The 20346-nt window shown below is 56.6% G+C and carries 19 protein-coding genes; 16 read left to right on the forward strand and 3 right to left on the reverse strand.

Translation table 11 applies throughout. The features are described from left to right. Positions 1-53: 53 nt before the first annotated feature. Complete coding sequence (locus ACR0DX_RS11510; RefSeq protein ID WP_170354083.1) at positions 54-959, reverse strand: LysR family transcriptional regulator; 906 nt, start codon at positions 957-959, stop codon at positions 54-56. Between the two features lie 169 nt (positions 960-1128). Here ACR0DX_RS11510 and ACR0DX_RS11515 point away from each other — a divergent pair, with 169 nt between their 5' ends. From ACR0DX_RS11515 to ACR0DX_RS11560, 10 genes are all read left to right on the forward strand, one after another. Next, complete coding sequence (locus tag ACR0DX_RS11515; protein ID WP_170354084.1) at positions 1129-4548, forward strand: indolepyruvate ferredoxin oxidoreductase family protein; 3420 nt, start codon at positions 1129-1131, stop codon at positions 4546-4548. An 80-nt stretch (positions 4549-4628) separates the two neighbouring features. After that, entirely contained in the window at positions 4629-5507 is an 879-nt protein-coding gene (locus ACR0DX_RS11520) for a lysophospholipid acyltransferase family protein (RefSeq protein ID WP_170354085.1), read from the forward strand. 8 nt (positions 5508-5515) lie between these two features. Continuing rightward, positions 5516-6325, forward strand: coding sequence for a glutamate racemase (murI, locus tag ACR0DX_RS11525; RefSeq protein WP_170724313.1), 810 nt, complete (start codon positions 5516-5518; stop codon positions 6323-6325). Positions 6326-6420: 95 nt separating this feature from the next. Continuing rightward, the gene (gene argC / locus ACR0DX_RS11530; RefSeq protein WP_170354087.1) at positions 6421-7449 is read left to right on the forward strand and encodes an N-acetyl-gamma-glutamyl-phosphate reductase; all 1029 of its coding nucleotides are present in this window, start codon (positions 6421-6423) and stop codon (positions 7447-7449) included. 7 nt (positions 7450-7456) lie between these two features. Further along, the gene (ccmE, locus tag ACR0DX_RS11535) at positions 7457-7903 is read left to right on the forward strand and encodes a cytochrome c maturation protein CcmE (protein ID WP_170354088.1); all 447 of its coding nucleotides are present in this window, start codon (positions 7457-7459) and stop codon (positions 7901-7903) included. Between the two features lie 112 nt (positions 7904-8015). Further along, positions 8016-8627 (forward strand): holin-associated N-acetylmuramidase, encoded by a 612-nt coding sequence (locus tag ACR0DX_RS11540; RefSeq protein ID WP_170354089.1) that lies wholly within the window; start codon positions 8016-8018, stop codon positions 8625-8627. After that, complete coding sequence (locus tag ACR0DX_RS11545) at positions 8618-9196, forward strand: holin family protein (RefSeq protein WP_170354090.1); 579 nt, start codon at positions 8618-8620, stop codon at positions 9194-9196. The genes ACR0DX_RS11540 and ACR0DX_RS11545 overlap by 10 nt, the downstream gene beginning before the upstream one ends. A gap of 75 nt (positions 9197-9271) precedes the next feature. Continuing rightward, complete coding sequence (locus ACR0DX_RS11550) at positions 9272-11236, forward strand: heme lyase CcmF/NrfE family subunit (protein WP_170354091.1); 1965 nt, start codon at positions 9272-9274, stop codon at positions 11234-11236. Then, a complete protein-coding gene (locus ACR0DX_RS11555) occupies positions 11233-11688 on the forward strand; it encodes a cytochrome c-type biogenesis protein (RefSeq protein WP_170354092.1) in 456 nt (151 codons plus the stop codon). Before ACR0DX_RS11550 ends, ACR0DX_RS11555 begins: the two co-directional genes overlap by 4 nt. Before the next feature lie 75 nt (positions 11689-11763). Further along, a complete protein-coding gene (locus ACR0DX_RS11560; protein WP_170354093.1) occupies positions 11764-12540 on the forward strand; it encodes an enoyl-CoA hydratase-related protein in 777 nt (258 codons plus the stop codon). Between the two features lie 3 nt (positions 12541-12543). Here ACR0DX_RS11560 and bmt read toward each other — a convergent pair whose 3' ends face one another. Both bmt and ACR0DX_RS11570 read right to left on the reverse strand, forming a co-directional pair. Further along, entirely contained in the window at positions 12544-13557 is a 1014-nt protein-coding gene (gene bmt, locus ACR0DX_RS11565; protein ID WP_170354094.1) for a betaine--homocysteine S-methyltransferase, read from the reverse strand. A gap of 117 nt (positions 13558-13674) precedes the next feature. Further along, positions 13675-13992, reverse strand: a complete 318-nt coding sequence (locus ACR0DX_RS11570; RefSeq protein ID WP_170354095.1) for a DUF1476 domain-containing protein — start codon at positions 13990-13992, stop codon at positions 13675-13677. A 185-nt stretch (positions 13993-14177) separates the two neighbouring features. Between ACR0DX_RS11570 and purC the strand changes: the two genes are divergently transcribed. The 6 genes from purC to ACR0DX_RS11600 all read left to right on the forward strand — a co-directional run bounded on the left by purC (position 14178) and on the right by ACR0DX_RS11600 (position 19919). Beyond that, positions 14178-14933: a phosphoribosylaminoimidazolesuccinocarboxamide synthase gene (purC, locus tag ACR0DX_RS11575; protein WP_170354096.1), complete on the forward strand. Its 756-nt coding sequence runs from the start codon at positions 14178-14180 to the stop codon at positions 14931-14933. 128 nt (positions 14934-15061) lie between these two features. Further along, the gene (locus tag ACR0DX_RS11580; protein ID WP_170354097.1) at positions 15062-15721 is read left to right on the forward strand and encodes a MarC family protein; all 660 of its coding nucleotides are present in this window, start codon (positions 15062-15064) and stop codon (positions 15719-15721) included. Between the two features lie 113 nt (positions 15722-15834). After that, positions 15835-16065 (forward strand): phosphoribosylformylglycinamidine synthase subunit PurS, encoded by a 231-nt coding sequence (gene purS / locus ACR0DX_RS11585; RefSeq protein WP_170354098.1) that lies wholly within the window; start codon positions 15835-15837, stop codon positions 16063-16065. 23 nt (positions 16066-16088) lie between these two features. Further along, positions 16089-16757 carry a phosphoribosylformylglycinamidine synthase subunit PurQ gene (gene purQ, locus ACR0DX_RS11590; protein ID WP_170354099.1) on the forward strand — a complete coding sequence of 223 codons (669 nt, stop codon included), beginning with the start codon at positions 16089-16091 and terminating at the stop codon, positions 16755-16757. A gap of 36 nt (positions 16758-16793) precedes the next feature. Then, positions 16794-18572 carry a sensor histidine kinase gene (locus tag ACR0DX_RS11595; RefSeq protein ID WP_170354100.1) on the forward strand — a complete coding sequence of 593 codons (1779 nt, stop codon included), beginning with the start codon at positions 16794-16796 and terminating at the stop codon, positions 18570-18572. A gap of 12 nt (positions 18573-18584) precedes the next feature. Continuing rightward, complete coding sequence (locus tag ACR0DX_RS11600) at positions 18585-19919, forward strand: sigma-54-dependent transcriptional regulator (RefSeq protein WP_170354101.1); 1335 nt, start codon at positions 18585-18587, stop codon at positions 19917-19919. Positions 19920-20346: the final 427 nt, after the last annotated feature.

A 20346-nucleotide genomic window follows, 5' to 3' on the forward strand; every position in this document is an offset into this window, starting at 1 on the left:
CAAGATGTTTCATGCTGTTGAGTGATCATGCCCGCTATGCTTAAGGCGCATAGCTACAGCTTTCCCAACTGCTTCAACTGTTTACGTTGCGCAATAATTTCGTCCTGAACGAAATCGCGGAACGCGGCCACGCGCTTGGAGTGCCGCAGTTCTTCTGGGTAGGCGAGATAAACGGGGACATCCGCAGTTTCGATATCTGCCAGAAGCGGAACGAGGTGGGGGAAATCTTGTGTCACGTAGTCTGGCAACACGCCGATGCCCAAATTGTGCAGTACGCCTTGTAGAACACCGAAATAGTTGTTCACCGTTAGCAAGGACCCCGGATTATAAGTCATAAGATGCCGCACCATGGCAGCGCTTGCCCCAGCTTGTGGGGCAGCGGGGGTCTGGCAGATCAGTCGATGGTTGGAAATGTCTTCCAACGTTTGAGGGGTGCCGTTTTCCTCAATGTACTCCTGTGTCGCGTATAGCTGCATCTGAACTGTCATCAGTCTTTTGCGCACCAGATCTGCCTGGCTGGGTTCTTTCATCCGAATGGCCACGTCGGCTTCGCGCATGGGAAGATCCAGAACCCGCTCTTCCAACATCAGGTCAATGTTGAGGTCGGGATACTGTTCGTACAGCTTTGGCAGACGCGGGGCCAACCACAGGGTTCCAAAACCGAAAGTTGTGGTGACGCGAAGAACACCAAAGACCTCTTCTTCGCTGTCGCGAATGCGCGCTGCCGCTGCGTCCAGGCGTTTAGACATGGCCGAGGTGGCGTCAAACAACAACTCACCCTGTTCGGTCAGGATCAGGCCACGCGCGTGGCGATGAAAAAGAGTCGAATCAAGAGACTCTTCCAGCGCTCGGATTTGTCGACTGACGGCGGATTGCGACAAGTTCAGCCTATCGCCCGCATGGGTCAGGCTGCCCGCATCTGCAACCGCGTGAAATATCCTAAGCTTATCCCAATCCATCGCCGCAACTTTCGTTATCCTTCGGAACGCCTATATGAAATAGGTAACAACTTCTACATTCAAACGGTGAAATCCTTATGTTTTATGGGAAAATCCCTATACAGGTCATAGATTATGACCTAATATGCAATTAAAGATAGCACACTGATCTGACGTGGGGAGGCGTTTGATGAGTAAGCCACAAGTAACTTTGAATGACCGGTTCGATCTGGAAAAGAACCAGGTTTTGTTGAATGGCACCCAAGCGCTGGTGCGTCTGATGCTTATGCAAAAGGCGCGGGATCGTCAGGCCGGGCTGAATACTGCCGGGCTTGTAACCGGCTACCGTGGTTCTCCGCTTGGGGCGGTTGATCAACAGATGATGCGCGCCCAAAAGCAATTGGCCGAAAGCGATGTTACCTTTCAATACGGTCTAAACGAAGATTTGGCTGCAACTGCTTTGTGGGGCAGTCAGCAGGCGGGCCTTCGAGGGGATGGCAAGTTTGATGGGGTTTTCGGTCTTTGGTACGGAAAAGGGCCCGGAGTAGACCGTTCCGGCGACGTGATGCGCCACGCCAACATGGCGGGCACCGCGACGCATGGCGGCGTATTGATGGCTATGGGGGATGACCATACCGGTGAAAGCTCGACGGTGCTGCATCAGTCAGAATGGTCGCTAGTTGACATGTATATGCCGATCGTCAGCCCCGCAGGCGTACAGGAAATTCTGGATTATGGTGTTTATGGCTTTGCCCTTAGCCGGTTTGCCGGGGTTTGGGTCGGTCTAAAGACCATGAAGGACACGATTGAGGTCACCTCGGTCGTGGATGGCAGCGCAGATCGGATGTCCGTTGTCGTCCCTGACTTTGATATGCCTCAGGACGGGTTGAACATCAGGCTGGTGGACACGCCGCACCTGCAAGAGGCGCGACTGATAGACTTCAAACGCTTCGCGGCCGAGACGTTCTCGCACGCCAACAAGATGGACAAACGTGTCTGGGGCAAACCCGGCGCAAAAATCGGGTTTGTTGCCGCAGGCAAGAACTGGTTGGATTTGGCCCATGCGCTGTCTCTTCTGAACATCGATGAAGCCGAGGCCGAGCGTTTGGGCATCACGACATACAAGGTGGGCCAGACATTCCCATTGGACATGGCTGGGTTTCACGACTGGGCAGAAGGTCTGGATCTGATCGTAATCGTCGAGGAAAAGCGCAAGCTGATCGAGGTTCAGGTTAAAGAGGCAATCTTTGACGACCGTCGGGGGCGTCGTGTTTATGGCTGGTACAAGGGCGGTGCGGGTACTCTGCATCGCGAAGAACTGTTCCCAACCAGAGGGGCATTGGACCCCAACATGATCGCTGAAAAGCTTGGCGAAATTCTGATTGAGGAAGGCCGTGACACCGATGGAGTTCGCGTCGGATTGGCCAAGTTGTCCGAGGCCCGGCGTGCCGACAACGCGGAGGAGATCGCAACACGTCTGCCGTATTTCTGTTCGGGATGCCCGCATAACAGTTCGACCAAGGTGCCGGATGGAAGCCGGGCCTATGCCGGGATCGGTTGCCACTACATGGTCCAGTGGATGGACCGCAGCACCTCGGGCTTTACGCAGATGGGTGGAGAAGGGGCCAACTGGATCGGGGAAGAGCCGTTCTCGACCACGGATCACGTTTTCCAGAACCTTGGTGACGGAACTTATAACCACTCGGGCGTTCAAGCGATCCGCGCGGCCCTGTCCGCTGGCACAAACATCACGTTCAAAATTCTGTTCAACGATGCCGTCGCGATGACTGGTGGTCAGGGAAATGAAGGCGATTTGACCGCGGAACGGATCGTGGCAGAGGTTAAGGCTATGGGCGTCAAAGACGTCGCGCTGGTCTATGATGAAAAGGAAGATGTGAACTTCAAAGCCTTGCCTGCAGGTGTCGAAACACACGAACGCGCCGAGCTGATGCGGGTCCAGGAAAAATTGCGCGGTGTCGAAGGTGTCTCGGTCCTGGTTTATGTACAGACCTGTGCGGCCGAAAAGCGCCGCCGTCGCAAGCGCGGTACCTTTCCTGACCCCGACAAGCGGGTATTTATCAACACCGATATCTGCGAAGGTTGCGGCGATTGCGGCGTTCAGTCGAACTGTGTGTCGATTGTGCCCAAAGAGACTGAACTCGGCCGGAAGCGCGCGATCGACCAGTCCAGTTGCAACAAAGACTTTTCCTGCCTCAAGGGGTTCTGCCCGTCCTTCGTGACGCTGGAAGGTGCGAAAATCCGCAAGGAAGCAACGACCGAGATCGACCTGCCAGACCTTCCGATGCCGACACTGCCGAAGATCATAGGCACGCATAACGTGGTCATCACGGGTATCGGCGGCACAGGTGTTGTCACGCTCGGTGCTGTTTTGGCTCAGGCCGCTCAGATCGACGGCAAAGGAGCCGGGATGATGGAGATGGCCGGGCTGGCGCAAAAAGGAGGTGCCGTACACATCCATTGCCGTCTGGCCAACCGGCCTGAAGATATCAGCGCGATCCGCGTCGCCACAGGAGAAGCCGATGCGCTGATAGGGGGTGATCTGGTGGTCTCTGCCGGGGCCAAGACACTGGGATTGACCCGGTCGGGGCAAACTGGTGCCGTCGTCAACAGCCACGAAACGGTCACCGGTGATTTCACGCGCGATACCAAGTTCCGGATTCCGGGCGATCGTCTCGAGCTGGCTTTACAGGCGCGGTTGAAAGAGGATGTCTCGCTGTTCGACGCAACTGATCTGGCGCGGGCAGTGATGGGCGACTCGATCTATTCCAACATGATGGTGTTCGGGGCCGCTTGGCAGCGTGGTTTGCTTCCGATCAACCATTCGGCTGTCCTTCAGGCGATCGAACTGAACGGAACTGCTGTAGAGCGAAACAAGCGGGCTTTTGATATCGGTCGCTGGGCGGTTCTGTATCCGGAAAAAGTCGCGGAGATTCTGCGGCCCAGTGTGGCTGAACTACCCAAGACGCTGGATCAAATGATCAGTTTTCGCGCCGATCACCTGACCGCTTATCAAAGTGCGCGGCTCGCGAAACGGTACCGCAGACTGGTCGAAGCATTCGAAGATAAGGGTATCCGTGAAGCCGTTGCAAAAGGGTATCATAAGCTGCTGTCTTATAAGGATGAATACGAGGTCGCGCGTCTTTTGTTGTCCAGCCGCGAAAAAGCGGAGACCGAATTTGATGGTGACTTCAAGATGACGTTCCACCTCGCGCCGCCGATCCTTGGTGGTACAGGCCCGGATGGTCGGCCGCGCAAAAGAACTTATGGCGAGTGGATGCTGGGGCCATTGAAGCTGATGACCCGGTTGAAAGCCTTGCGTGGGACGCCCCTGGATATATTCGGGTACAGCGCAGAACGCCGAATGGAACGAGCTCTGATCAAGCAATACGAGCGTGATCTCAAAGAGATCACTCCGCTGATCAGTTCTGAGACCCGCGATGCCGTCATCTCTTTGGCCGAACTGCCACTAGATATTCGCGGCTTCGGGCCGGTGCTTCAGGAAAACGAAGCCAAGGCAGCGAAACGCCGAGAGGAACTTTTGTCAACGATCCGTAGCGGAGGGCCCAATTTGCGCGCAGCGGCCGAGTAAATCGTCACAACACTGTCACGATCACTAGGCAAGATTGTTAGCCGCACATAGATTGCAGGCAGCAAGTTTCGGAGACAACCATGCCCTCGCGCCGCCACGTCGCTCGTGACATTTCTTATGCCCATTCCGCCGAATCGAAAGGCGGACGGATGGTGATCAAACTGATGGAGAATACCACAGGCCGCATGCGCCTGATCAAGCGTGCGGATGGGTACGAGCACGAGGTCGCGCAGGGGCGCGATTTCTGGTCGGTTATGGTGGACCGGTATGGTTTGTCGCTGGATGTAGTCGGTGGCGCGTTATCCAACATCCCTCAGACCGGTCCGCTGATCCTGATCGCCAACCATCCTTACGGCATTCTGGATGGGATGATGATGGGCCACATCCTGTCTCAGGCTCGGGGCGATTTCCGCATACTGGCCCATCGCGTATTCCGCAAAGCCGAAGATTTGAACCGCATCATCCTGCCGATCTCGTTCGATGAGACGAAAGAGGCGATGAAGCTGAATCTGGATACCCGCAAAACCGCGCTGAATTATTTGGATGAGGGTGGAGCTATCGGGATTTTCCCCGGCGGCACGGTTAGCACCGGGGTCAAACCGTTCTCATATCCCATGGATCCGGGTTGGCGCGGGTTTACGGCGCGCATGGTCGCCAAGTCGAACGCAACCGTCGTACCGGTGTTTTTTGACGGCCATACCTCGCGCCTGTTTCAGGTCGCCAGCCATCTGCACAACACTTTGCGCATGGGCTTGCTGATCAAAGAGTTCAAAAAGCGCGTCGACACTCCGGTTAAAGTGGTGATCGGAGAGCCCATCGGCCGCGACGTTTTGGACCCTCTGGCCAAGGACACGCGCAAGATGATGGATTTCCTGCGCAAAGCCACGTATGAGCTGTCTCCAACGCCGTTAGAGTCCTATGACTACGGCTATGAGTTTGAGGAACGGCATCGCGCCTGAAGGGGCTAATGGCAGTAGGTATTTTTGATTCTGGTTTGGGCGGTCTGACCGTTCTGGACGCCGCGCAGAAACGTCTGCCGGACTTGGATTTCCTGTACTACGCGGACAGTGCGCATGCGCCGTACGGCGTGCGGGATGCACAGAACATCTATGAGCTTACACGCGCGGCGGTGAATGATTTATGGGACCGCGGCTGTGATCTGGTGATTCTGGCCTGCAACACCGCAAGTGCTGCCGCGCTGCGCCGGATGCAGGAAGAAGGCGTGCCCGAGGGCAAGCGAGTGCTGGGTGTGTTTGTGCCTCTGATCGAGGCGTTGACCGAACGGCAATGGGGAGACAACAGCCCTCCGCGCGAGGTTGCGGTCAAGCATGTGGCGCTGTTTGCAACGCCTGCGACGGTCTCTAGCCGAGCGTTCCAACGCGAACTGGCTTTCCGCGCCATCGGTGTGGATGTCGAGGCGCAAGCCTGTGGCGGTGTGGTCGATGCCATCGAAGACGGCGATATGATCCTGGCCGAGGCGCTGGTGCGCAGCCATGTGGACGCGCTCAAACGTAAAATGCCCGAACCGCAGGCGGCCATTCTGGGCTGCACCCATTATCCGCTGATGGCTGACGAGTTTCAGGCCGCGCTGGGTGAGGATGTGCAGGTATTCAGCCAGGGCGCATTGGTCGCCGAAAGCCTTGCGGATTATCTGGAACGTCATCCAAACATGCGGGGTGGGGGGCAGGGCGGATTCCTGACAACCGGCAAGCCCGACACGGTCAGCGACCGCGCAACACAATTCCTGCGACGACAAATCACGTTCGAGGCTGTCTGACTTAGGTCAAGGACGCCCAGCCTTGTGCTGATTTATTCCCAGACCGTCGCATCGGCGGTCTTGACATGTGACACCACGCAAACAAGAGGTCTGACATGACCCATAAAATCGCAATTCTAGGAGCTTCGGGCTATACAGGCGCTGAACTGGTACGGCTGATTGCCGAACACCCCAACATGGAGATCGCCGCGTTGGCCGCCGAGCGGAAGGCCGGGATGACCATGGCGCAGGTCTTTCCGCATCTGCGCCACATGGACCTGCCGGACCTGTGCAAGATTTCCGAAATCGACTTTTCGCAGATCGACCTGTGTTTCTGTGCCTTACCGCACAAGACCAGTCAGGAAGTGATCCGCGATCTGCCCAAGACCCTCAAGATCATCGACTTGTCCGCCGATTTCCGTCTGCGTGATCCGGCGGAATATGAAAAATGGTACGGCAACCCACATGCCGCTCTGGCGCAGCAGGATGAGGCCGTCTACGGCCTGACCGAGTTCTACCGCGAAGACATCCGCAGCGCCCGTCTGGTGGCGGGCACTGGCTGTAACGCGGCGACGGGGCAATATGTGCTGCGCCCGCTGATCTCGGCCAATGTGATTGATCTGGATGACATCATTCTGGATCTTAAGTGCGCAGTGTCCGGCGCGGGGCGGTCGCTCAAGGAAAACCTGCTGCACGCCGAACTTAGCGAGGGGTACAACGCCTATGCCGTCGGCGGAACGCACCGGCATTTGGGAGAGTTCGATCAAGAATTCTCGGCACTGGCAGGCCGTCCGGTCAAGGTTCAGTTCACGCCGCATCTGGTGCCCGCGAACCGGGGGATTCTGGCCACTACCTATGTCAAAGGCGATCCGGCCAGCGTGTACGAGGCGTTGACCAAGACCTATGAAAACGAACCCTTTATTGAGATGCTACCCTTTGGCGAGACGCCGTCGACCCACCACGTGCGGGGCTCGAATTTTTGCCATATCGGTGTAGTTGGCGACCGGATCGAACGTCGCGCGATCGTGATCGGTGCTCTGGATAACCTGACAAAAGGTAGCAGTGGCCAAGCCTTGCAGAACGCCAACCTGATGTTAGGTGAAGCTGAAACAACGGGCCTGATGATGGCCCCTCTGTTCCCATGAGGATATCATGAAGTCGCTCAAGAAACGCCGTCGCGTACAGATCATACTGCTGGCAGTCGTGGCCCTTGTGTCATCTACAGCATTGATCGGCTGGGCTTTGCAGGACGGTATAAACTTTTTCCGCTCGCCTAGCGAGGTAATCGCAGAGCCGCCAAAGTCCACCGAAGTGTTCCGGATTGGTGGTTTGGTCGAAGAGGGCTCGATCGTTCGCGGGCAGGGTGAAACGGTGACGTTTGTCGTAACCGATGGCGGGGAAAGTGTACCAGTCGCTTTCACAGGCGTATTGCCGGATTTGTTCGAAGAAAACCAGGGAATGATTGGGACTGGTTCTTATGTGAATGGCGTATTCGAGGCGACCGAGATTCTTGCCAAACACGATGAAACCTACATGCCCAAAGAGGTTGTGGACGCGCTGAAGGAACAAGGCGTGTATGTGGAGCCAAGCGAAGGCTGAACCTTCGAATAGATAGAATTGTTACAGGGCGTTGCGGTAGCAGCGCCCTTTTTCGTAGATCGCTCTTAACCCAGAGACTGCAGCCTTTGTGCGAATTAAAGCGGAGGATGCAATGCAGACGGTTCAAGAGATCGCGACTGATATCGTATCGCGCGAGGGTGGCTTTGTAGACGACCCGGATGATCCGGGCGGCGCGACAAAATGGGGTGTCACGATCCACACAATGCGGCGCTTGGGGCTGGACTTGACCAGCGATGGATTCATTACACGCCAAGACGTTAAGCGTCTCTCCAAAACACAGGCTGTCGATATCTTTGTGTCTCACTATTTCAAGGGCCCAAGACTGAGCATGTTGCCAGAGGTACTGCAACCTTCTGTATTTGACATGTATGTCAACGCTGGCGCGCAAGCGGTTAAAATACTTCAATATCTTCTGAGGAAAATGGATTTTAAGATCACAGTGGACGGTGTTGTCGGACCGCAGACTGCGAAGGCCAGCAAGACTGCCGCGCTGCCGGACCCGATTGCCTTGCGAGACGCGTATGGAGTGGCGCGTCGGAATTATTATTTCCGGATTGCCGATGGGCGCGTTGCTTCGCGGAAATACGCGCGTACGCAAACTGGACACAAGGGTGGGTGGATTCGAAGAGCAGAGGAATTTGTCTCTCTGGGGTACCACCTGAGCGATGCGGAATTTCAGCAGAGGGTTGCGGGATGGGATTGATCTCGGGTTTTTTGTCGTTCCTTTTTGGTGATGGAAGGAATGTCGTTCGTGAAACTGCCGAAGTGTTTCGTGAAAATGCGGAAAAAGGTGCCGAACGGGACGTGTCGCTTCAACAGCAGGCAATCGTTCAGTTCGGTTCTGAATATGCCGTGCCGCGCAAGGGGGGGTTCGACCGTTTTATGGACGGCCTGAACCGATTGCCGCGTCCTGCTCTGGCGCTTGGTACGCTTGCGCTATTCGTGGCGGCAATGGTGGACCCCCTTTGGTTTGCGGCGCGGATGCAGGGCATCGCTCTTGTGCCTGAGCCGCTGTGGTGGCTTTTGGGGGTTATTGTTTCGTTCTATTTCGGCGCGCGGCACCAAGCCAAAATGCAGGACTGGCAACGCGAGCTTTCGGCGACAGTGCGGCGCGCGCCCGTAGTTGCGCGGAATATCGCGGAACTCAGACATATGCGGGCGAAGTCCGTTGGCGCGGCTGATCCGGGGACCGATGTAACCCTAGCCGAGCACGCGTTGAACCCTGACGAAAACCGGGCACTGGACGATTGGAGGCGCGCCCGCACGGCATGAGCCGCGACACTATGTGCGCCTTCAGGACGCGAAAGTTATTGGTGCTTCCTTTGCAACAGGATTATATGCAGGGCCATGATTACAGAGCTTGGTCACTACGCCCTCATCCTCGCCTTTCTCGTGGCGATCGTGCAGTCCGTCATTCCGCTGGTTGGCGCGTCCAAAAGGTGGACGGGTTGGATGACTTTTGGCGAAACCGCCGCGGTGGCCCAACTGGTGCTCATGACGTTTTCTTTCAGTGCGCTGGTTTGGGCCTTTGCCACATCGGATTTCTCGCTGCGCATCGTGGTCGAGAACAGTCATTCGGCTAAGCCAATGCTTTACAAGATCAGCGGGACATGGGGAAACCATGAAGGATCCATGTTGTTGTGGGTTTATATCGTGGCCATATTCGGTGGGATGGCTGCGATTTTCGGGGCGGGTTTGCCACCTACACTGAAGGCGCGCGTGCTGGCTGTACAAGCCGCGATTGGCGTGGCGTTCTATGCCTTTATCCTGTTCACATCGAACCCCTTTGACCGGCTTGTCGTTGCACCCTTTGATGGGCGGGACCTGAACCCTTTGCTTCAGGATCCCGGTTTGGCGTTCCACCCGCCGTTCTTGTACTTGGGTTACGTGGGTCTCAGCATGGCGTTCAGCTTTGCCGTTGCTGCCTTGATCGAAGGCCGTGTCGACGCGGCGTGGGGTCGGTGGGTGCGCCCGTGGACACTGGCCGCGTGGGTTTTTCTGACTATTGGGATCGCGCTTGGGTCTTGGTGGGCCTACTATGAACTGGGTTGGGGTGGTTTCTGGTTCTGGGATCCCGTCGAGAATGCGTCGTTCATGCCATGGCTTCTGGCTGCTGCGTTGCTGCATTCCGCCATCGTTGTCGAAAAACGCGAGGCGCTGAAAAGCTGGACGATCCTGTTGGCGATCATCGCGTTCGGGTTCTCGTTGATTGGCACGTTCATCGTGCGCTCGGGTTTGCTGACCTCGGTTCATGCATTCGCCAACGACCCGGAACGCGGCGTTTTTATCCTGTTCATTTTGGTCATCTTCATCGGTGGTGCGCTGACGCTGTTTGCTGCGCGCGCACAAGCGATGGAGGCCAAGGGCGTCTTTGGCATGGTCAGCCGTGAAAGCGCACTGGTACTGAATAATATTTTGTTGGCTGTCAGTTGCTTTGTGGTGTTCTTCGGGACCATGTGGCCGATGGTGGCCGAGATGGCTTTTGACCGGAAACTCTCGGTCGGGGCACCGTTTTTCAATGCGGCCTTTACACCCTTCATGATCGTTTTGGGGATCGTTCTACCTGTGGGCGCAATGATGCCGTGGAAACGCGGCAAGATTGGCAAGGCGGCGTATTCGCTTCGCTACGCCTTTGTATTGGCCGTGGCTTTGGCGATACTGGTCTGGGTCATGCAAACGGGGCGTAGCGCGCTTGGCCCTATTGGTCTGTTCCTTGGGGCGTGGGTCACTTTTGGCGCTGCGGTTGATTTGTGGAGCCGTACAGGCCGCAACGGAAGCCTAAGTCGCCTGTTCCGGCTGCCCGGAGCCGATTGGGGCAAAGCCGTTGCGCATACCGGGCTTGGCGTGACCATGTTTGCCATTGCCGGTCTGACCGCGTGGGAGGTTGAGGATATCCGAGTGGCGCAGCCTGGTCAGCCTTTTGAGGTTGGTCAATTCACCCTGACATTGGACGATGTCCGCCGCGTGCAAGGGCCCAACTACTTCTCGACCACCGCCGATGTTCGGGTGGAAAAGAACGGCCGCCCCATGGGTATGTTGCACCCGGAAAAACGGGACTATCCTGTTGCCAGAATGCCAACGACCGAAGCGGCGATCGACTACCGGTTCTTAGGGGACCTGTACGTTGTGATCGGCGATCAGCAGGCTGACGGAGGCTGGGTGATGCGAACCTACATCAAGCCTCTGGCAAACTGGATCTGGGGTGGTTGTATCCTGATGGCTTTGGGTGGGTTCCTTAGCCTGTCCGACAGAAGGTTCCGCGTGGCTGCAGGCGCACGCAAGGCCCCAACAGGCGGAGTGCCAGCAGAATGAAACGCCTGATCCTGATCCTGGCGATTATCGCGTCGCCTTTATACGCCGTGCAGCCAGACGAGGTACTGGACGATCCGGTCTTGGAGCAACGTGCACGTGACCTGAGTACCGGTTTGCGCTGTTTGGTCTGTCGCAATGAAAGTATTGACGAAAGCAATGCCGGGCTGGCGCGGGATTTGCGCCTGTTGTTGCGGGAACGGCTTGTTGCGGGCGATAGCGACGAAGAAGCAATCAGCTTCATTGTAGACCGTTATGGGGAATACGTGCTGTTGAAGCCTACCATAACTGGTTCAAACCTGCTGCTGTGGCTTGCGGGACCGATCATGCTGTTGATTGCTGCAGCGGTGGGTTGGAGTTTCCTTCGAAAGCGCGCAGATGCGCATGCGACCGCGGATATTGACGGGCTTAGCGACGCTGAAAAGAAGCGGTTGGAGCAAATTCTGAAGGACTGACCCTTGGTCGGTCTTTCCCTTGATTGTGAATTAAGTCAGGCTTGTCCTCAAGAATAGTGCTTGGGGGGGAACCTGATGGATTATGAAACCGTGCTGCTGAACATCTCGGACGATTTGGCGGTAGTGACCCTGAATCGACCGGACAAGATGAATGCGATGACCGCCCAGATGCGGGCCGAAGTTGCATATGCCATGAAAGAGGCGGCAGCCAATGCACGCGCCGTAGTGCTTACTGGGGCAGGGGCCGCGTTCTGTTCCGGACAGGACTTGGGCGATTCCTCGACCACAGGAAAAATCGACCTCGAACGCACGTTGCGGGATGAATACGAGCCGATGCTCGAAACGATCTACAACTGTCCGGTTCCCACCATTGCCGCTGTGAACGGCCCGGCTGCGGGGGCTGGTTGCAATATGGCCTTGTGCGCGGATGTAGTGATTGCAACGGAAAGCGCCTATTTCCTGCAGGCTTTTGCCCGGATCGGCTTGTTGCCGGATGCTGGCGGGACATGGTTTACCCCGCGCCAAATGGGCTTTGCCAAAGCGATGGGGGCCGCTCTGTTTGCGGACAAGATCAGCGCGCGGCAAGCCGATGAGTGGGGCATGATCTGGGAGGCCGTCCCGGATGCCGATTTCGACGCCCATTGGCGACGCCGAGCCGCCTATCTGGCCAGCGGTCCGACCGCTGGGTTTGGCGCGATCAAAAAGGCGATCCGCGGGACTTACGAAAAGACGCTGGGTGAACAGCTTGAGATCGAAGCCCACCTTCAGGGTGAATGCGGGCGGTCTCGGGATTTTGCCGAGGGCGTCGTAGCCTTCATGCAAAAACGCCCCCCGAAATTCGAAGGGCGTTGAGCTTTACGCGCGGCGGCGGCGGCGGGTCCGGCGCTCTGGCACCGCGTCGTCTCCGGTGCCATCAGAGGCGGACGAAAACGGCCCCAGCGCATTAGTGATCTGATCCAGTGTTGGGCGCGCTCCACGGGGCGTGCTATCCAACGCCTCGCGCATTTTGCGCAGGTGGTCGGGCATCGTACCGCAACAACCGCCAACAATCGTCGCACCCGCATCACGCGCCATTGCGGCGTATTGCGCCATCAGTTCGGGTGTACCGTCGTAATGGATATGCCCATTCACATATTTAGGAATGCCCGCATTCCCTTTCGAGATCACGGGACGTTCGGTGCCTTGCGCGGCAAAACCCAGAACCGTGCGCAGGATGTCCGATGCGCCGGTTCCGCAATTTGCACCAAAGGCGACGGGCGGGTTTGGCAGGGTCTCAACCAGCTGCGCCAGGTCGGCCGACGTGACGCCCATCATGGTGCGACCGGCGGTGTCAAAGCTCATGGTGCCACACCAAGGCATATCGGCTAGAGCAAACGCCTCGGCCGCCGCGCGGAATTCCTCGGGGGCGCTGATCGTTTCCAGCCACAGGACGTCCGCGCCGCCCGCTTTCAACGCTTCAGCTTGTTCGTGGAACATTTCGACCGCCCCGGCATGGGACAGAGCTCCGACAGGTTCCATTATCTCACCGGTCGGACCGACCGAACCAGCCACAACGACCGTCCGGCCCGCCTTGTCAGCAACTTCGCGACCAAGCTCGGCGCCAATACGGTTCAATTCACCCACACGGTTCTGGGCGTCGTGCAATTTAAGCCGTGCTGACGTACCACCGAACGTGTTGGTCAGAAACAGGTCGCTGCCCGCATCAACTGATCCCTGATACAAAGCCCGTATCTTGTCTGGCGCGTCCACATTCCACAATTCTGGCGCGTCCCCGGACTGCAATCCCATATTGAACAAGTTTGTGCCGGTTGCACCGTCGGCAAGGATGGCATCATTTGCGTCAAGAAGATCAGTCAGCGCGTTTGTCATTGGGCGTTCCCGAAAAGTCGGCGGAGCCGAAAAAAATAAGAAGCCCCGTGTCTCATGACCGGGGCTTCAAATCAAATTCATAAAACTCATGAAGATCATGAGTTCAAGGGCAGAGGGTTAATTCGCCTCGCTCAGGATTTGCGATTTGGCTTCGGGTAGAAGTTCAGTCATTTTCGCGCGGATTTCATCGTCAGACGACAGTGATCCCAAGTCACCCGACACTTTGCGGACGACGTCTTCGTGGCCTGCCTCTTCCATATCGGCGATCACGACAGTTTTGGCATAAGCTTCAGCCTCTTCGCCGGATTTTCCCAACTTTTCTGCGGCCCAAAGACCCAGCAGTTTGTTGCAGCGTGCTTGTGCTTTGAACTGCATTTCTTCGTCATGGGCAAACTTCGCTTCAAAGGCGTTTTCGCGTTCGTCAAATGTGGTCATTGGTTGGGGACCCCTTGGATTACATCTTGTCTTTTGCAGATATGACCATAGCAAGGCTTCGACGCAAGGGATTTGCGCTGCGTCAAAGGCCCTCGGCTTACTGAACTTGCGGGAAAGGGGGGCTTGGACTATGAGGGCGCAACAAAGCGGGAAATCTCTCGCTTCACAGTCTGGAAGGGTCGCTTATGGCGCGTCGCAAGAAAATCTACGAAGGCAAGGCCAAAATTCTGTATGAAGGTCCCGAACCGGGTACGATCGTTCAGTACTTCAAGGACGACGCGACCGCATTCAATGCGGAAAAGAAGGACGTGATCGACGGTAAAGGCGTGCTGAACAACCGCCTGAGCGAATATTTCATGAACGGCCTGAATCAGATCGGCGTGCCCACACATTTCATTCGCCGCCTGAATATGCGTGAGCAATTGGTGCGCAGCTGTGAAATCGTGCCGCTGGAAGTCATCGTGCGCAACTACGCTGCAGGGTCGATGTCCAAACGTTTGGGTATTGCCGAAGGTACTCAATTGCCGCGCCCCATCGTCGAGTACTGCTACAAGGATGACTCGCTGGGTGATCCGCTGGTGACCGAAGAGCACATCGCTGCTTTTGGCTGGGCCAGCCAGCAGGATATGGACGATATTCTAAGCCTTGCGCTGCGCGTAAATGATTTCATGAGCGGCGTTATGTTGGCCGTTGGCATTCGTCTGGTCGACTTCAAGATCGAGATTGGGCGTGTTTTCGAAGGCGATTATCAACGTTTGATCGTTGCAGATGAAATCAGCCCTGACAGCTGTCGCCTTTGGGATATCGAAAGTGGCCAAAAGCTGGATAAAGACGTGTTTCGGAGAGATTTGGGCAATCTGACAGATGCCTATTCCGAAGTTGCCCGTCGTTTGGGTGTTTTGCCAAAAAGCAATGTAACCAAGCCGACGCTGATCAACTGAGTCTCTGCCCTCAGGGCAAGACGAAACGCCGCTTCGTAAAGCGGCGTTTTTTCTTTTTTTGGTGGCGTTTGACAGTGCCATGGATTGTCTCGCATTGTCTGCCGAGGCAATTCTAAGCAAGGCGTGAAATGGCTGAACTATTTGACCAGGCAGTTTTTCTGAAATTTCTTGCGGCTTTGCTCGCAATTTTCAACCCGTTGTACGGTATCCCGATTTTCCTGGGCATGACCGATGGCTACACGGCACCCGAGCGCAAACGGGTCGCGCTGATCGTGACTGCCACGGTTGTCGCTGTCGCATTGATTGCTGTTTTGATTGGCGAAGAAATTCTGGCCGTTTTCGGGATCGACATCCCGTCATTTCGAATTGCGGGCGGGTTGATCATACTCGGGGTCGGCATGTCTATGCTGAATGCATCGGACCGGCCAAAGGGGGATCAGCAGGCCGTGCAAGATGGGACGAAGAAAAGCAACATCGCCGTTGTGCCTTTGGCGATCCCCCTGACTATTGGCCCCGGTACAATCGCAACCACTATCGTGTTCGCGCATAGCCTACCAGACGGGGCCGAGATTGTAACATTGGGTTCAGCGGTCCTTATAGCCTGCGCAATTGTGGGGCTTGGTTTGTTGTTCGCCGATCCGATTTCGCGGGTCCTTGGGCCGACGATGATAAATGTGGTCACTCGGGTCATGGCTATTATTCTTGTCGCGGTTGCCGTTGAAATGGTGCTGACAGGGACATTCAACGCGATTGACGCGCATTATCCGGGGCTTTCAGGCAAGAGCTGACGCGGCCTGCGGCAAACTGCGTGCGGACAAGGGTTGTCGAATGGCAAAAGGCGCGCTATCCCCCGCGCAACGGAACGGGCCGTATCCGCTGGCCCTTAGCTGGAGTTGCAGGAATGAAAGCACGTGTGCATGTGATGCTCAAGAATGGGGTTCTCGACCCACAGGGCGAGGCCGTGCGCCACGCATTGGGTGCCATGGGCTTTGACCAGGTCGAAGGCGTACGTCAGGGCAAGGTGATTGACCTTGAATTGGCCGATGGTGCAACCGAGGCAGACATAACCGAGATGTGCGAAAAGCTGTTGGCCAATACGGTCATCGAACGCTACGAGATCGAACTGGTCTGACCCTTACCTCCGGAGGCCCCGCCATGCGCGCTGCAGTCATTGTATTCCCCGGTTCCAACTGTGACCGGGATTTGGCCGTCGCTTTTGAACAAGCCGGTTTTCAGGTCGACATGGTCTGGCACAAAGACGCGTCTCTGCCCGAGGGCGTCGATATCGTCGGAGTCCCCGGCGGTTTCTCGTACGGCGACTACCTGCGATGTGGCGCTATCGCGGCGCAATCGCCGATCTGCAAGGCAGTTGTGGAACACACTGAACGCGGTGGCTATGCGGTTGGTGTTTGCAACGGCTTCCAAATCCTGACCGAGACCGGCATCCTTCCGGGCGCTTTGCTGCGCAATGCCGGGCTCAAATATATCTGTCGGACTGTAGGCTTGAAGGTAGAGACCAGCGACAGTGCTTTCACCAACGCTTATAATGCCGGCGATGTCATTGGTATTCCGATTGCGCACCATGATGGAAACTATTTCGCCGATGACGCAACACTGTCCACACTTCGTGATCAAGACAGGATCGCGTTCACCTATACCGAGAATCCCAATGGGTCGGTTGGCGATATCGCGGGCATCTTGTCGGAAAACCGTCGCGTTCTTGGCATGATGCCACACCCCGAGCGCGCTGCAGACGAAGGTCACGGCGGCACAGACGGCACGGCATTGTTCCGCGCATTGTCGGGTGTATTGGCGCCGGCGTGACTTGAGGTTGCACTCAAGCCCGCGTAGTTTCCGGGCATGAGCTCCGACACCCAATCTGGCTGGTCTTCTATTAAAAATCCGTTCCGGGGCGCTCCTTTGGGGTGGCGCCTACGAGTCGCGGTTTCGATCCTTCTGATTGCAACCGTTGGAACGATTTGGGTGACCAACCGTTTGCTGACGGACCGTTTTACTGAATCGACCCGAAACAGAGCCGAAGTACGCCTTGCGCTGTATTCGGGAAACTTGCTGAGCGAACTGCGGCGGAACGCGATTGTTCCGCAACTACTGGCTCGTGATCCGACACTGATATCGGCGCTTCAGTCCAGCGACTATACCCTATCCACTCAGCGCCTTATCTCGTTTGTCGAGGAGATCGGCGCCGCATCGTTGATGTTGTTGGACAGCGACGGGCGGACCGTGGCTGCTACCGACAGGAACCGCCTAGGCGAAGCGCATCGAAACTCGCCTTACTATGTGGATGCTGTTCGTTCCAATGCCACGATTTTTTCGGTCATTGAGAATGAGGCGGGGGGATACAGTTTTGTCTATTCGCGCCGCATGGACTCTGGAGCAGATATTCTGGGCGTCATCGTCGTTGAAGTCGATCTGCAGAAATTCGAACGCGCTTGGGCGGGTATTTCTGATGCTGTGATGGTTGCAGATAGTACGGGTACGGTCATTCTGTCGACCGAACCGCGGTGGCGCGGATTGGAGGAAAGCACTGCCATTCAGCGGCAACCGCCCGAAAACGCCATTGAGCGGGCGATCCGCGCAACCGCTGATTGGACCGCGCTGCCGCCGGATGCTTATCTGCAGGGCGAAGCTGTTATGCGTATGGACTCCCGCATACCGTTCCGTGGTTGGACGATCACGTCTTTCACAACTTACTCGTCCATCCGGGAAAAGGTGAACAGTGTAATTGCGCTGGAAATCATGGGGTTTGCGATTCTTCTTGCCCTGGCTTTCTATGCTCTCAGCCGCCGGGCGACGTTCCGCATGGCGCTGTTTCAGCGCGAGTCGGCAGAGCTTCGCGCATTGAATGCACGCCTGCAGCGGGAAATCGCTGAGAGAGAACGGGTTGAAAAGACGCTGGAAGTTGCCGAACAGACGCTGGCGCAAAGCTCGAAACTGGCCGCGTTGGGCGAGATGTCGGCCGCTGTCAGTCACGAGCTCAATCAACCTCTGGCTGCAATGAAAACTTATCTGGCAGGCGCGCGCCTGCTGCTGCGCAGGAACCGCCCCGAAGAAGCGCTGGCCAGCTTTGGTCGTATCGATGGACTGATCGAGCGGATGGGTGCGATAACCCGTCAGCTCAAATCCTATGCTCGGAAGGGCGCGGATGCGTTTTCCCCTGTAAATCTTGGCGAAGCGCTGGCTTCGGCCTTGTCGATGATGGAGCCGCAATTGCGTCAGCGACACGTCAAGATCACCCAAATTCTGCCTGAAGAACCGGTGTTTGCACTGGGGGACCGAATGCGGATTGAGCAGGTAATGGTCAACCTCTTGCGTAATGCACTGGACGCCACCAAATCAGTATCTGAACCGGATGTAGAAATCATTCTTGCCGCAGGGGATATGGCGGTGCTGACGGTGCGGGACAATGGCCATGGAATCGAGGATATCGAAAACCTGTTCGAACCTTTCTATACCACCAAGCAGCCGGGCGATGGCGTCGGGCTGGGGCTTGCCATCTCTTCCGGGATCGTGAACGACCATGGGGGACGGCTGACTGCCCGCAACAGCCCCAACGGGGGCGCGGTGTTCGAGATGCAGCTGCCTATACTTGGAAGCGATGGCCTAGAGGCCGCGGAATAACGGGGAAAGACTATGGCACAGGCCATGAAAATCGCCATTGTGGACGACGAACAGGATATGCGGCAGTCAATCAGTCAATGGCTGGCACTGTCAGGATATGACACGGAAACATTTGCCAGCGCCGAAGATGCGCTCAAAGTTCTGGGGCCGGATTATCCAGGGATCGTTATTTCGGATATCAAGATGCCGGGAATGGACGGTATCCAGTTGCTGAAAAAACTCATGGGAGCGGACAGTACACTGCCGGTGATCATGATTACCGGGCACGGGGATGTGCCGATGGCTGTGGAAGCCATGCGCGTGGGCGCGTTCGATTTTCTGGAAAAGCCCTTCAATCCAGACCGGATGTCGGAACTGGCTAAGCGTGCCAGTAACGCTCGGCGCCTAACCTTGGACAACCGGGCACTGCGGCGAGAGCTGTCGGATGGCACGCAGATCATGAGCAAGCTGATCGGGGCCAGCCCGGTCATGGAACGCCTGCGTGAGGATATTCTGGATCTGGGGCAGGCCGATGGTCATGTGCTGATCGACGGTGAGACCGGTACCGGCAAGACCTTGGTGGCGCACGCCCTGCATGCGGTGGGTAGCCGGGCCGGTAAGAAATTCGTTCTGATTTCTTGCGCGGCCCTGGAAGAAGAGGCGCTTTCCAAACGGTTGTTCGGCCCCATGATGCCCGAGGATGCACAACTGCCTGCCGTTGAAGAAGCGCGCGGCGGTACCTTGGTTCTGGAAGACGTTGAAGCGCTAAGCGATACGCTGCAAGCGCGCTTGCTGAGCGTGATGAATGATCAGGGTACGCCTGCCGAGACGCGGATTATCGCGATCTCGAACCTTCAGGAAGCCGGTAAGACCTCTGAAGATGTTCTGCGGCCGGACTTGTTCTATCGGCTGGCGGCGTTGCGTATAACCATGCCGCCGCTGCGCCAGCGTGGCGAAGATATCCTGACGCTGTTCACCCGCCTGAGCGAACAATTTGCCGAAGAATATGGCTGTGATGCGCCGCAAGTCAGCGCTCAAGAGGCCGCGCAGTTGTTGCAGGCGCCTTGGCCGGGGAATGTGCGACAACTGATCAACATCGCCGAGCGCGCAGTTTTGCAATCGCGTCGCGGCTCTGGAACGATTGCATCGTTACTGATGTCGGATCATGAAGAAATGCAACCCGTCATGACAACGGAAGGCAAGCCCCTGAAGGAATATGTTGAGGCGTTCGAACGGATGCTGATCGACAATACCATGCGCCGTCATAAAGGCTCGATCGCATCTGTAATGGACGAGTTGTGTTTGCCGCGGCGAACGTTGAACGAAAAGATGGCCAAATACGGGCTACAACGTTCGGACTATTTGTGAGGGAAGAGAGGGGGGCAGCCCCCTCTTGAGCCTTCAGCTCAATTCACCCCCGAGATAATTTTGGCCAGATGAAGCGATCCCTGTTGTCAGAAGTGCAGGGATTGCAGTTTGCCCATTGTCTTTTCCACAGGACTGCTTTTATTGTACCTGAACGGGCCGGGCCGTTTTTGGTGCCCAAAAGTCCCGAATCTTTGAGTTTCGCTGCAACGCCGCAGGTGGTGACCTAATCCCACACAGGCCGCGCAGACCGATTGTGCCCCGAACCGGGGCAGTTGAACGCCTGAGCCCGTGGATGCGGGCGAAAGGAATATAATGGGCAGACAGCGTCAAGGCGTGTCTGTCGGAGAAGAAACGCGATGACGCGCGCGCAACGATTGACTATACGGGCAGGGGGCCACAGCGCCAGACCCTGCCGCGCGCCGTCCGA

The sequence above is a fragment of the Ruegeria sp. D3 genome (genome assembly GCF_056534465.1).